Origin of the sequence: uncultured Roseobacter sp. (assembly GCF_947493125.1) — a bacterium.
Taxonomy (GTDB): Bacteria; Pseudomonadota; Alphaproteobacteria; order Rhodobacterales; family Rhodobacteraceae; genus Roseobacter.
Genome location: NZ_CANLQB010000001.1, coordinates 48,265 through 60,780, shown reverse-complemented (window position 1 = coordinate 60,780; position 12,516 = coordinate 48,265). Strand labels below are relative to the sequence as shown.

At 60.5% G+C, this 12,516-nt stretch carries 13 protein-coding genes and 1 tRNA gene; 8 read left to right on the top strand and 6 right to left on the bottom strand.

What is annotated here, in order from left to right; all coding sequences use genetic code 11:
- Positions 1-8: 8 nt before the first annotated feature.
- Positions 9-82: transfer RNA gene (locus tag Q1A71_RS00320), tRNA-Cys, on the top strand.
- Between the two features lie 87 nt (positions 83-169).
- Here the strand turns inward: Q1A71_RS00320 and Q1A71_RS00315 are convergent.
- The 3 genes from Q1A71_RS00315 to Q1A71_RS00305 form a co-directional block, all read right to left on the bottom strand.
- Positions 170-1,111 carry a tyrosine-type recombinase/integrase gene (locus Q1A71_RS00315; protein WP_299670538.1) on the bottom strand — a complete coding sequence of 314 codons (942 nt, stop codon included), beginning with the start codon at positions 1,109-1,111 and terminating at the stop codon, positions 170-172.
- 415 nt (positions 1,112-1,526) lie between these two features.
- Positions 1,527-1,715 (bottom strand): hypothetical protein, encoded by a 189-nt coding sequence (locus Q1A71_RS00310; RefSeq protein WP_299670536.1) that lies wholly within the window; start codon positions 1,713-1,715, stop codon positions 1,527-1,529.
- Positions 1,712-2,695 carry an aldo/keto reductase gene (locus tag Q1A71_RS00305; RefSeq protein ID WP_299670535.1) on the bottom strand — a complete coding sequence of 328 codons (984 nt, stop codon included), beginning with the start codon at positions 2,693-2,695 and terminating at the stop codon, positions 1,712-1,714. The genes Q1A71_RS00310 and Q1A71_RS00305 overlap by 4 nt, the downstream gene beginning before the upstream one ends.
- A 67-nt stretch (positions 2,696-2,762) precedes the next feature.
- Between Q1A71_RS00305 and Q1A71_RS00300 the strand changes: the two genes are divergently transcribed.
- Positions 2,763-3,698, top strand: a complete 936-nt coding sequence (locus Q1A71_RS00300) for a LysR family transcriptional regulator (protein WP_366140216.1) — start codon at positions 2,763-2,765, stop codon at positions 3,696-3,698.
- A 103-nt stretch (positions 3,699-3,801) separates the two neighbouring features.
- Here the strand turns inward: Q1A71_RS00300 and Q1A71_RS00295 are convergent, their stop codons facing one another.
- Positions 3,802-4,851 (bottom strand): helix-turn-helix domain-containing protein, encoded by a 1,050-nt coding sequence (locus Q1A71_RS00295; protein ID WP_299670533.1) that lies wholly within the window; start codon positions 4,849-4,851, stop codon positions 3,802-3,804.
- Positions 4,852-4,969: 118 nt separating this feature from the next.
- Between Q1A71_RS00295 and Q1A71_RS00290 the strand changes: the two genes are divergently transcribed.
- The 6 genes from Q1A71_RS00290 (at position 4,970) to Q1A71_RS00265 (ending at position 10,782) form a co-directional block, all read left to right on the top strand.
- Positions 4,970-5,911, top strand: a complete 942-nt coding sequence (locus Q1A71_RS00290; protein WP_299670531.1) for a homocysteine S-methyltransferase family protein — start codon at positions 4,970-4,972, stop codon at positions 5,909-5,911.
- A gap of 68 nt (positions 5,912-5,979) precedes the next feature.
- Positions 5,980-6,162, top strand: a complete 183-nt coding sequence (locus Q1A71_RS00285) for a DUF1127 domain-containing protein (RefSeq protein ID WP_299670529.1) — start codon at positions 5,980-5,982, stop codon at positions 6,160-6,162.
- A gap of 106 nt (positions 6,163-6,268) precedes the next feature.
- Complete coding sequence (locus Q1A71_RS00280) at positions 6,269-7,765, top strand: cytochrome c peroxidase (RefSeq protein ID WP_299670527.1); 1,497 nt, start codon at positions 6,269-6,271, stop codon at positions 7,763-7,765.
- A 184-nt stretch (positions 7,766-7,949) separates the two neighbouring features.
- Positions 7,950-8,678, top strand: coding sequence for a hypothetical protein (locus Q1A71_RS00275; RefSeq protein WP_299670525.1), 729 nt, complete (start codon positions 7,950-7,952; stop codon positions 8,676-8,678).
- Between the two features lie 128 nt (positions 8,679-8,806).
- The gene (locus Q1A71_RS00270; RefSeq protein WP_299670523.1) at positions 8,807-9,529 is read left to right on the top strand and encodes an isoprenylcysteine carboxylmethyltransferase family protein; all 723 of its coding nucleotides are present in this window, start codon (positions 8,807-8,809) and stop codon (positions 9,527-9,529) included.
- Positions 9,530-9,594: 65 nt separating this feature from the next.
- A complete protein-coding gene (locus tag Q1A71_RS00265) occupies positions 9,595-10,782 on the top strand; it encodes an NAD(P)/FAD-dependent oxidoreductase (RefSeq protein ID WP_299670521.1) in 1,188 nt (395 codons plus the stop codon).
- 79 nt (positions 10,783-10,861) lie between these two features.
- On the opposite strand, the gene Q1A71_RS00260 is transcribed toward Q1A71_RS00265, so the two are convergent.
- Positions 10,862-11,182, bottom strand: a complete 321-nt coding sequence (locus Q1A71_RS00260; RefSeq protein WP_299670519.1) for an ASCH domain-containing protein — start codon at positions 11,180-11,182, stop codon at positions 10,862-10,864.
- 366 nt (positions 11,183-11,548) lie between these two features.
- A complete protein-coding gene (locus Q1A71_RS00255) occupies positions 11,549-12,502 on the bottom strand; it encodes a helix-turn-helix domain-containing GNAT family N-acetyltransferase (RefSeq protein WP_299670517.1) in 954 nt (317 codons plus the stop codon).
- Positions 12,503-12,516 lie beyond the last annotated feature (14 nt).

Here is a 12,516-nt window from a genome sequence, read left to right as displayed (position 1 = left end):
CCATGCGAGGCGAGTTGGCGGAGTGGTGACGCAGCGGATTGCAAATCCGTGTACACCGGTTCGATTCCGGTACTCGCCTCCAATTTTTTCAATAACTTATGACCTGCTATGCTCATTGGGGTATCACCTCGGGTATCAGTTTCTCGTTCTGTGCCGGTTCTGTTCTTGGCTATTTCCGTTTGGCTGCGGCTTGCCGCGCTCGCATGACCTGGCGCGCTTCACCGGCATATTTGATGATCATCTTCTTGGATGTGTGGCCGCTGTAGCTGGCAATCTCGTCGTCTGTGCAACCCGCCCAGGCAAGCTCCATGACGCCTCGGTAGCGTAGCGCGTGCTGGTCAAAAGCCATCAATCCCAGACGCTTACGCTCTTTGACCATCACCCGTGCCATGGTGTGATAGCTCATCGCCGAACCATCTGAGCGCGTTAGAATGTGCCGTGACGGATGTGGGGAGAACCCCAGATCACTTTTTGCTCGATCCAGTGCAGCTTTCAGCGCCTTGGTACCAGGCAACTGAAGTGCTTTGCCCGTCTTGTTCTGGCGCAGCTTCAGCATATCGCCGTCATAGTCGCCCCATTGGAAATCCACCCAATCCCCGGGACGCTGGACGCTGCCTACGCCAATCTCAAAGATGAGTAGCGGTAACGGCTCCCCGTCTTCTCGCATCTTCTTGACCGCCCCGTCTGTCCACGGCAGGTGCGGTTTCTGTCGATCTTTCGGAACCTTGAGTTGCTCGATGTCCGTCGCTGGGTTGTCTTTGCGCCAGCGCTTTCGGATCGCCAGCTTCGACAACATGCTGATTGCAGTTGGGATATAGTTAGCGAAACGCACCCGGTGACGGTTCTTGTCCATCGCGTCATAGATATCCGCCTGTGTGAGGCGTGCGACATCTGCCTTGCCAATCTTTTCGACAAGATACTCAAAGACTTCTTCAAGGTCGGCCCGGTAGCGCGGGGAATAGTTAGCCCACTTGTCGGTCTGCATCATCTCATCGATGAGCAATGCCCATGAAGTCTTTGAAACGGAGGACTTCCCGCTCACAATCTCCCAATACAGGTGGTCAAACGCAGCCGTTCCAACTTCCGCCGCGATGCGCCCCAGATAGATCATCTTGCCGTTGATGCACTTACGGACGTACCACCGCCCAGAAGGATGCTGCCACAGATACCGTTTTCGATGCGCTATGTGCCGCCGCTCAGAAGCAATTGGTACAAGCACCGTGAGGATACGGATGCATGCAAGATGATGCGGATTGGCGGCACAACGTCAGATGACTGCCAGCTCAGGGATCCGGACTATCATCGGAGTGATCTTACGCAAGGCGCTTGCAGATTAGCTCCCCTCCACAACCAGGAACGCTTTTTTGCAGCCGTGATTGCGTTCATGCAGGCCGGAACACCCGCCTAGTTGGACGCCTGCAGGACAAGTTCAACCATCTCTTCCCGCGACACCCGTCTTCATTGCATCGCGCATGTGAAAATCCAGTTGGCTCTGTGCGGTGCCATAACGGCAAGCATTGCCACTGTCAGCACTCGCGGGTTCGAAGATCGAGCCCGTCACGACCGAGGATTTCCACAAGAGCATAGGCCAGGACCAATTCAGCCGAGCCCGGCGAGAAGGCGTCCAGGTTGGTCTGCACCGACGCCGGTGCGCCTGGCTCCAGCTTTTGGAGTAGCGCCAGGGCCTGCAAGAGCGGTTCGGCAGTCCTACTCATACATCCACGCCCTTCATACCTTCTTCGGTGTAACGGGCACCAGAGACGGGGAGCGCCGCGAGACCTTGTTCGATCTCACGACTATCCGCATGGCTGAGTGCCACGTTCACGGACGCTGCATTGTCACGCAGATAGTCCAATCGCTTCGTCCCGGGGATCGGTACGATGTCGTCGCCCTGCGCCAGCAACCAGGCCAAGGAGAGCTGCGCAGCCGTGCAGCCCTTGCGCGCGGCGATCCCGCCCACAAGGTCGGCGATGCGCTTATTGGAAGCTGCGGCTTCCGTTTGGAACCGAGGCAGCGAGGCGCGGAAATCACCCTCCTCGAATGCGCTTCCTTTGTCGAACCGTCCGGTCAGGAAGCCGCGACCCAGCGGTGAATACGGCACGAAACCGATACCCAATTCCCGGCAGGCCGGTAAAACCTGCGCCTCGACCTCGCGCGACCAGAAGGAGTATTCCGTCTGAACGGCGGTGATCGGATGCACAGCATGCGCGCGCCGCAACGTCCCGGCGCTGACTTCGCAAAGACCGATGCGGTCGATCTTGCCTTCTTCGACCAGCCGGGAGAGGCCGCCAATCGTCTCCTCAATCTCCTGCGCGCGATCAATCCGGTGGACGTAGTAGAGGTCAATCCGCTCCACGCCGAGTCTCCTCAGCGATCCTTCACAGGCCGCTCTTGCATAGGCCGGGCTGTTGTCAAGACTGCGCCGGTATTCGCCGGGGGTCCGGACGATGCCGAACTTGGTCGCGACTTTTGGCCGTGTGCGTGACTGCGCCAGAAACGCGCCGATGAGCTCTTCGTTGTGATGCGGTCCATACATGTCAGCGGTGTCGAGAAAGTCGATCCCCAGATCCATCGCCTCGTGCAGCACGCGCATGGACATCTCGTCGTCGCGCGGGCCGTAGAATTCGCTCATTCCCATGCAGCCGAGCCCGATGGCCGACACTTCGAAGCCCCGTCCCAATGTTCGTTTTTCCATGCCGCTCTCCTTTGCCGATTGCGTTGTCCTTGCGGGCGAGATGTGGCATTTCCCAATATAGGAAAACATCACCGAAATCGGGAAGTGGGTCTCCAAAATCGGAAAACAGCCTACAAACGCCCTTGTTTGGGACGACATCCGCGCGTTTCTGGCGGTGACACGCGCTGGCACGTTGAGCGGTGCGGCCGCGCGCATGGGCATCGGTCTTGCCACCGTGTCGCGTCGGATCGAGCGACTGGAGGCGGCGGTGGGCCAGCCACTTTTTCTGCGTCAGCAGTCCGGCTATCGGCTGACCGACGATGGCGCGGCACTCATCGAGCGGGCCGAAGAGATGGAGGCAGCGGCCCGGTCGCTGACTGCAGGAATACGCCAGGAAGCGACCGTGTCCGGCACGGTAAGGCTCGCAACGGCCGAGAACCTGGCCACCGGGTTGATCATACCCGAGCTGCCCCGTCTCAGGGCAGCGCATCCGCGACTGACGCTGGAGATCGTGACGGACATTGCCACCGTCAACCTGCATCGCCGCGATGCAGACATCGCGCTCAGAATGGTCAGGCCCGAGCGCGGCAATGTTTCGCTGCAACGGCTGGGCACGCTCGGTTACGGTCTATACGGAGCGCCTGACTACGTCGCAACGCGACGTCAGCCGACAGATGTCGGTGTCTTTGACGCAGACGACCTCATCGGCTGGTCCGACGCCTACGCGCACCTTCCCGCCGCTCAATGGGCCGAGCGGATATTGAAAGACCGCGCACCTGTGGTCGTGACAACCTCGCTGGCCACGCAACTTGTCGCCTGTGCGCGCGGTCTCGGACTTGCCGTTCTGCCGCATTTTCTGGCACGGCGCCATGATCTGATCTGTCTCGACTCCGACCTAGGCATCGACCAGTCGATTTGGCTGGTGACCCAATCCGACCTGGCGCACTCCCGTCGCGTTGGCGCCGTTGCAGACTTTCTTCGCGATCTAGTCAAACGGAACGCTAAGCCCTTGGCTGGATCATAATGGACTCTGAGCGGCCTTGCGGTGATGCCGCGGTGGGCGATCTTCAACGATTTGAGACCTGCCCGACAGATCTGCGGGTCTGCCGCCGAAACCCAAATGGATGTCAGGCCATGCGGTTGGTATCAGTCAGCGGCGCCACGACTGCGTGCTTTCGTCGATAAACGGAGGCCGAAATGCCGACGTTGCGGCGAAACGCGCTACGAAAGCTGGACGTTTCGGTATACCCGACCTCTTCGGCGATGTCCTCAATTGACATGCCCGTCGTCTCCAGCATTTGCTTTGCCTCTTCGACACGCAGGGTTTGAATGTATTGGACCGGTGTCTGCCCGGTGGCACGCCGGAAACGGCGCAGCAAACTGCGCTCACTCAGACCCGCCACTTTGGCCATCGCCGCCACCGGCGCCGGGTGCGCATAGTTGCCGGCCGCCCAGACCTGAGCCTCGGCGACAAGGGCATCTTCGTGTTGGCGGCCGGCAAGCAAGGAAGCATAGCAAAGCTGGCTGTCGGTATGGGGCTGTAGCAAGTAGATCTTGGAGATCCGCCGCGCCTCCTCTTGCCCACCGAAGCGGGCGATCAGATACAGCATCAGATCTCCCCAAGCGGAGGCGCCGCCGGCCGTGACGATGCGATGCCCTTCTCCCGCCGGGACGAGGATGCGCTCGCGCCGGATCCTGACCTTGGGGTGCAATCGCGCAATCTTGTCCGCGTAAGCCCAATGCGTCGTCGCGTCGAGGCCGTCGAGCAGGCCGGCATGCGCCAAGAGCCACGCACCCGAGCAGACCGATGTCATCAGGGCGCCTTGGGCTGCCACGTCCCGCAGCCATTCTGCCACTGGTTCCAGCTCTGTCGGGAAAGGGGCATGCACATCGATATGCAGATCCGGGATGATCACCAGATCGGGCGGCGGTTGGTCGGTTAATGCATCCGCAAGACCTCCTTCAGGAACGACCGCACGTCCATTCACATCCGAATAGGCCCGCCCGTCCGGCGACAGAAGACTCACATCAAAGAGCGGCGACCGGGGCGCAAGACCATGCAGCATCTCCCAGTCACGCCCCACGGATCCCATCACGTCAAGGATGCCGAACAGCGTCGACGTGCCCGCGCAGGGCAGCGCCAGAACAACCGTTTTCAAAGATGTGGGTACCGCCATAGACCTGTCTGAAATTCACCGTTTCGGGAAGATTCTGCCATATCACGACTCATGCCTCCTGGTCCACAAGCCTTTGCAAGAAAGGCCCGCAGGGGCTCAGTCATCGAAGGACCCGAACATGAAATACCGACACGCTCTGCCACAGCTGAATGGCCACAAGATGCTGACCGAAGCCGGCCTGGAGACCATTCTGGTCTTTCACGAGGGGATCGATCTGCCGCTCTTTGCCGCGTTCAAGGCACTCGAAACCGACGCCGGGGCAGACGCGATCAAACGCTACATGCGGCAACTCGCGAAGCTCGCGGTTCAAACCGGACGCGGCTTCATCATGGACACGCCCACCTGGCGCGCGAGTTCCAAATGGGGCGCGCAACTGGGCCTCGACAGCGCGGATTTGAAGGAGATCCACCGCGAGGCGATCGCCACGCTGGCGGCTCTGCGCCAGGATTTCGAAACGCCCGCCTCACCCTTCGTGATCAACGGCGTCGTCGGGCCGCACGACGACGGCTATGCGCCTGCAACTCAACTCACCGCAGCCGAAGCGCACGCGTATTACGCCGAGCAAATCCGCTGGTTCAGCGAGCTCGGGGCCGACATGGTCTCCGGGATTACCATCACTTCCGTCTCCGAAGCGATCGGCATCGTGCGCGCCGCCCGCGATGAGGACATCCCCTCGGTGGTCTCGTTCACGCTCGAAACCGACGGCCACTTGCCGTCCGGCGAAACACTGGCCGACGCTGTGCGCGAGGTCGATTCAGCAACGAATGCAGCGGCGGCATACTTCATGATCAATTGCGCGCATCCCGATCACTTCAAGGAAACCCTAGCGGGGGGCGGTGACTGGATCAAACGGATCGGCGGCCTGCGGGCGAATGCGTCCCGTCTTTCGCACGCGGAACTCGATGTGGCCGAAGACCTCGATGACGGCGATCCTGTCGAGCTTGGTCAACTCTATCGCGCGCTTGCGGATCAACTGCCGAACCTGTCGGTCGTCGGTGGCTGTTGTGGCACCGACTATCGACATCTCGACCAGATCTGCAAGGCGCTCGACGCAGCCTGACCAACCTGCCGGCACGCAGCCGCGGTTTCTGCCGCTGTGGCCTGATACCTGGAAAGAATTTTGAAACAATGACCTACAAGACCATTGCGAACCGTCTCCGCGCAGCCATCCGTTGTGCCTACGCCCAAGCTGGAACCGGCTGGGGTCGTCGGTGGCGTTCCGGCGCTCTGTCTAAACTATCCGATCACATGTTGCGCGACATCGGACTGCGGCGCGAGAGCGACTGGGTCGATTTTGACGCCAAATTCTAAAACCGCGCCACGTGAATTGTCGCATCTCCCATCCGAAAAGCGAAAGCAACCCATGTCTCGACAGAACTCAAAACCATCCATGCTTCGCGGCCCGATAAGCGTCTCGTTGCTTTCCAGTGTGGCCATCGGGCTGGTGCTTGCAACAAAACCGCTGGACCCGGTCAGGGCTGGCGGCGGTCACAGCGAGATCGACCTGCCCAGACCATTGGTGGACTCCGATTTTCTGTACGAGGGCGCGCCACCCGATGCCCTGGTGGATCTGGGTCGCGCCCTGTTTTTCGACCCGATCCTTTCGGGCAATCGAAACATTTCCTGCGGCACCTGTCACGATCCGGCCCGCGGCACAGGAGATGACCTGTCGTTGTCCATCGGCGAAGGCGGAACCGGGTTTGGCCGCGACCGGCGGACTGAAGACGGCGTCGTCAGCCGGATACCGCGAAACGCCCAGCCACTTTGGAACATTGGCGCAAAGGAATACACCGCCATGTTCCACGACGGCAGGTTGGAACCTGATCCGGCTGCAACCTTCGCAAGCGGGTTCTGGAGCCCGGCGCGGGAAGATTTGCCAGTGGGTCTCGACAGCCTGCTCGCGGCACAGGCGATGTTCCCGGTCATCTCGCATAAGGAGATGGCGGGGCAGAAGGGCGAGAACGCGGTTGCCACGGCTGTCGCCGAGGATCGTCTCCAGGATGCTTGGGACCTGCTTGCCGCGCGGCTCGCCAAGACACCCGCCTATGTCGAGATGTTCATGCGGGCCCTTGCGGATGAATACGACGGGCTGGTGCCAGCCGATACCGTGACATTCGTAAATGCAGCGCGCGCGCTGGCGGCGTTCCAATCGGTCGCCTTCCGCTCTGACGCGAGCCCGTTCGACCGATGGCTGTCCGGTGAGGCCGACGCCCTCGGCCCCGAGGCAAAGCTCGGCATGCAACTGTTCTATGGCGATGCCGGCTGTTCGGGGTGTCATTCCGGACCTTTGCTGACCGATCATGGGTTTCACGCGATTGCGATGCCGCAGATCGGACCGGGCAAGGGGCATGGCGAAGACACCGGCTATTGGCGGGCGTCCGGCTTCATGGCGCGGCTTGAGGATGAAGGGCGGTACCGTGTGACGTTCGATGCCGACGATCTCTTTGCCTTTCGCACACCTTCGCTGCGCAATGTCTCGCTGACCGGTCCCTGGGGACATGACGGCGCCTTCGGCAAACTGGAAGATGTGGTGCGCCATCACTTCGATCCGGTGACTTCGCTGGCTGAGTATGATGTGGCGGGGGCCGATCTGCCACCGCTCGACCACGTGATCGAGGCAACCGGGTTTGGATCGGAATTGATCTTTCGTCCGCTCAACCCTGCCCGTCGCGAGGCGTTTGCGTTGCGGGATGTCTGGGTGCAGCAAAGCCACGCCCTTCGGGCGCGTATCGCTGCGGCCAATACGCTGGCGCCGCAATCCCGTAGCGAGGCCGAGGTCGCCGCACTGGTGGCCTTCCTCGAAAGCCTTACGGACCCGTCCGCGATCGACCGCAGTGATCTTGTCCCGATGCACGTTCCATCCGGCCTGCCGCCTCAACCCACGCCAGCGCGCTCCGGCGATCACGGGGGATAGCGCGCGGGAGAGAAGGAAAAAAGAAATCTCACATATGCCCATGCGGAGGATTTCTCCGGGGGTCAAAGACCCCTGATACGCGACACGCACGTTCAGGACCGAACCGCCACATCCGATCCGAACGGGCATGGCGGATCATACTCCCAATCGGCTTGAGGGCCGGAAAACAGGAAAGACGCTCAAAATGAAACCTCAACTACCGACAATCGCACTCCTTGTTCTGGCCCAAGGCGGGATCGCCTTTGCAGAGTCCAGCGGCTCGGAGGGTGCGGTCCCGTACGATCCGGTGGAGCAGATGACGCTCAGCTTCATCTTCCACATCGACGACGGCATGGCCGAGCAGGATGTGTTTTACGAAAAGGTGCCCGGCTCGGGCGAAGTTTTCCGTCCGACGGCGGCGACCAGGGACATGGACGCGCCTCTTTACGCACCTGCCGTCGAAGTACCACACAATTTTCTCGATACGTTCGACACCGGTCCCTATCCAAAAGGTCCGGCTCTGGGGCTGACCCTTGGCGAGTGGTTCGCGGCGGAGGGCCACGGCACGTATGTCTGCAAGGACGGTACGGGCAAGCTGGATTTGCAGTTCAGCCATCTTGTCCCGAACGGGGTATACACCATTTGGCACGACTTCATGGTCTGGCCGCCGACCGATCCGTTCATCGGCACTTACGATCTGCCATTCGGTGCACGTGACGGATCAGAGAATGAATTCGTCGCGGACGCCTCCGGGTCGGCCAGGTTCGAACGTACAATCACGCCTTGTCTGCAATTGACCGGTGAGCATCTGGTCGCCGACCTTGCGCTCGCCTGGCATTCCAACGGAAAGACGTATGGACCACTGCCCGGTGAGTTTTCGACCGTGACCCACGTGCAGATGTACGTGACCCTGCCACCAAGGACCGGCCTCTGACGTGTCGTTGGGGCGGTGGTTCGCTGCCGTCCCAGCCCCCGACACCCATAGCGCCTGACTTTCCCCGTTTCTCAGACTGGTTTTTTTGGCTGACCAGGCCGACATCGCCATTCACCAATAGGTTCGACATGAAACGCATCATATTTGTCTACGCCATTGGCTGCTACGGCCTCTTTGGCATCGTCTTCGTCTGGCTCGCCGCCTTCCTGCTGAACATCGGCGATCTGCGCGGCCCCGCAAAGAGCGCGCCCGCGAGTGCCGCCGCTATCAATCTGACGCTCATCGCCGCCTTTGGCATCGCCCACAGCGTCATGGCCCGCCCAGCCTTCAAGCGCGTCTGGTTACGGATCATCCCGCATGCTGCCGAGCGGGCAACCTATGTTCTTCAGTCGTCCTTCTTGCTGGCGTTGATCTTTTGGTGCTGGCAGCCGATCCCGGTCGTGATCTGGGATATCGACGGGCTTGCCGCATGGATCGTCTACGGCGCGTTTTTCCTCGGGACCGCCATCATTCTCGTCTCGACCTTTCTGCTTGGCCACGGCGAATTCGTCGGGCTGTCACAGGCCTGGAACAACCTGCGCGGTGTCGCGAAAAAACCACCGCAGTTTCGCACGCCGTTCCTCTATCGTCTGGTGCGCCATCCCCTCCAGTTCGGTCTGATCGTCACGATGACCGCGACGCCGGTGATGACGGCCGGGCACCTGCTCTTTGTGGCCGCGATGACACTCTACATCATGATCGGCCTGCGCCTAGAGGAACGCGCTTTGCTACGCGAATTCGGGGCGGACTACGAAAATTATCGACGCGACGTGCCAATGCTCATCCCGCATCCGTTCCGCCGTGCACGCTGACGACAGACCGCAGAGTGATGGCCGTCCAGAGATCGACCACAGACTACAAAACGAAAGATGAAATCATGGATGAAAAAGAGTGCCAGGATGTTCTGGTGATCGGCGCCGGGTTGTCGGGCCTCATCGCGGCCCGGGGCCTTGCAATACGCGGCATTCCGGTCACGATCCTGGAGGCACAAAACAGGATAGCGGAGCCCTGGCGCAATCGTCATCCGGCATTGCGGCTGAACATTCACCGGCATTTTGCCAGACTCCCGGGACTGCACCCGCCGCGAAAGGACGGTGCGTTCCTCAAACGCGACAGCGTCGTCGAATATCTCGAGCGCTATGCCCGGCAGATCGGTATTGCAATCCATTTCGGCGCAGAGGTCAAAGCCGTCGAACGCAAGACGGCCGGTTGGGCAATTCGCACCGCGGATCAGACCTATCACGCGGCACATGTGGTCTTTGCGACCGGGCGGGACCGCGTTCCGCACATTCCCGACTGGCCCGGATTGGCGACCTTCCAGGGCGATCTGCTGCACGCGGCCGACCTCGGTGATGTTTCCCGGTTCGACGGAAAGCGGGTTCTGGTTGTCGGCGCTGGAAACTCCGGAGCTGACGTGCTCAACCATCTGGCCCGCCACGCACCTGCGGAGGTCGTGATCTCGGTCCGCCATGGCCCGGCCATCGTTCCAAAACGGGTTTTGGGCTTTCCCCTTCACCGCGCGGCGCGGTTGTTTCAGGCGATGCCGCTGCCGCTGGTGGATCGGGCATTCGCACTCACCCAACGCCTCTTCTTCGGGGACCTGACACGGCACGGTCTCACGTCACATCCGCTGGGCGGGGGCACCCGACTGGCTCAAGACGGCACCGCTTTTGCAATCGACGACGGCTTCGTCGCAGCCATCAAGACGGGTCGGTTCAGGGTTGTCGGAGCAGTCCGCGACGTGTCGGGGTCGGATGTCTCGTTTGTAAACGGGCACCGTTATGCGCCCGATGTCGTGATCTGCGCGACGGGCTATCAAACCGATCTTGAGCCACTGGTAGAACACCTGGGCGTCCTGGATGCCGAAGGGCGGCCAAAACACCCGACAGGCGAGGCAGATCCCGGCCATCCAGGGCTTTGGTTCACGGGCTATAAGTCTCTCTTGACCGGTTACTTTGACGCCGCAATCGTTGCAGGCGTCCGCATAGGTGATGCCATTTCCGCTGACTTGGGCCGCTCCCCAGGGAGCGCGACATTCCATGCGATCGCCCTTGAAAAAATCTGACCTTCACCGGCGTACTGTCGGCTGCACTAGTGGTCTCCGACGGCGAAGAGGTCCGGCTCTTTGCGACTGGTCCAATCGACTACGGCAGCCTGTATTCGATGACCTGGACGATGCTTGAAAGTTTGATGTCGGGATAATGCTCGCGCATGCCTTCGAGCATGATCTGGTCGGGCCATTCGTCGGTCTTTCCAACAAAGGATGCAACCTCGAACAACGGCATGTGCGTGGATCGAATGACTTCGACGTCAATAGTTTGCTCCTGATCCTCGTCGCAAACAAACCTCATCGGTCCTGGTACAATGTCGGGCTCTTGCCAGCGGATTGTAGAAAGCTTTTCGCCGCTTAGTATCTGCGGGAAGAGGCGATCAACGACGCCAAGACTCTGGGTTTTCTCGACCATACCCAAGATCTAGGTTGAATCGCGAACAGCGCAATGACCGAGACCCGATCCTAGACCGACTTCATTCGCTGCGATTGGCATGAGCGGCTGGATTTATCGCTGCAGCGCAGCAATTGAATCTATGCAATCGCAGACTTGTTCATACTGCGAGCGCATGCAGCGAGAAAACCGAATTCAAAGGTTGGGGCTCCCCTCTACCCTTCGCCGCGCTCACCAAGACTGTTCGCTTGCTGGATGGTCAGGCCGGAGACCCCTTGCATTTAATTCCCTCAAATTCAGAACCATAAGAGCAGGATCTCCGTGCAGACGTCGTCTCACCACGAAGGCGATTCGACACCGGTCAGCGCGGCGGCTTGTGAAGCTCTATCAATCGCGTTGACCAACCCTCACAAACCTCTGCTCGATCACTTCCGCGCCCCATTGTCGGCCCGCGTTTTCTTCGGCCAGTTGGAAACCGACGCGTTCATAGAGGGCGCGGGCGGTCTCGAGGCCCTGAAATGTCCAAAGATGTGTTTCCGAAAACCCTTGCGCATCGCAAAAGGCGATGGCCGCGTCCAGCAACCGCTTGCCAATGCCGGTGCCGCGCAGCGTGTCGTCCACGATGAACCACCGCAGATGTGCAACGTCGCCGTCCAGGTCCTGGCCGTCAATCGCGATCGATGCGCTGATCCGCCCACCCGAGGCCACATGCCAGATGCCGTTTGTCGGTGCATCAAGGCGTGTCATGAATTCGGCCAGTTCCGACGCCACCTTGGTCTCGAACGGCAGTCCGAACCCGACCAGCCCGCTGTAGTAGTGCGCGTGCATCTCGACAACGCGCCCCAGCACCGTGGGACGGTAGCCCTCGGCGATCCCGGGTTGGTCAGGTGCCATGGTGTCCGAGCGCGAGCGCTCCAAAGCCTCGGCATACCCTTCCAGACCGGCAATCAAGGTACAAATGATGTCTTCCGAAAGCGGCGCAATCGCCTGACCAACCCGCGTTTGTGCCGATTTGGCGATGGCAGCAAAAAGCGCGCAGCCATTTGTCGTCAGGGTCAATCGCTTGACGCGAAAGTCGTCCTTGTCCTGCGTTTCGACGACGTCTCCGGTTTCGATCAGTTTTTTCAACAATCGGCTGACCGAAGATTTTTCAAGGCGCAAAAGATCTGACAAATCCCGCGCCGTGGTCGCGCGGCCTTCCGCGATCTCGATCAGGGCATGAACCGCAGACGGAGACAGGTTGGTGCCCGCCAGGGTCTGCTCCATGAAACCGAGCTCCCGCACCAGCCTGCGAGAGGCCGAACGGATTCGTTCGATGTCGGTTGCGGCGTCGGCATCCATATTGGCTTCCCATA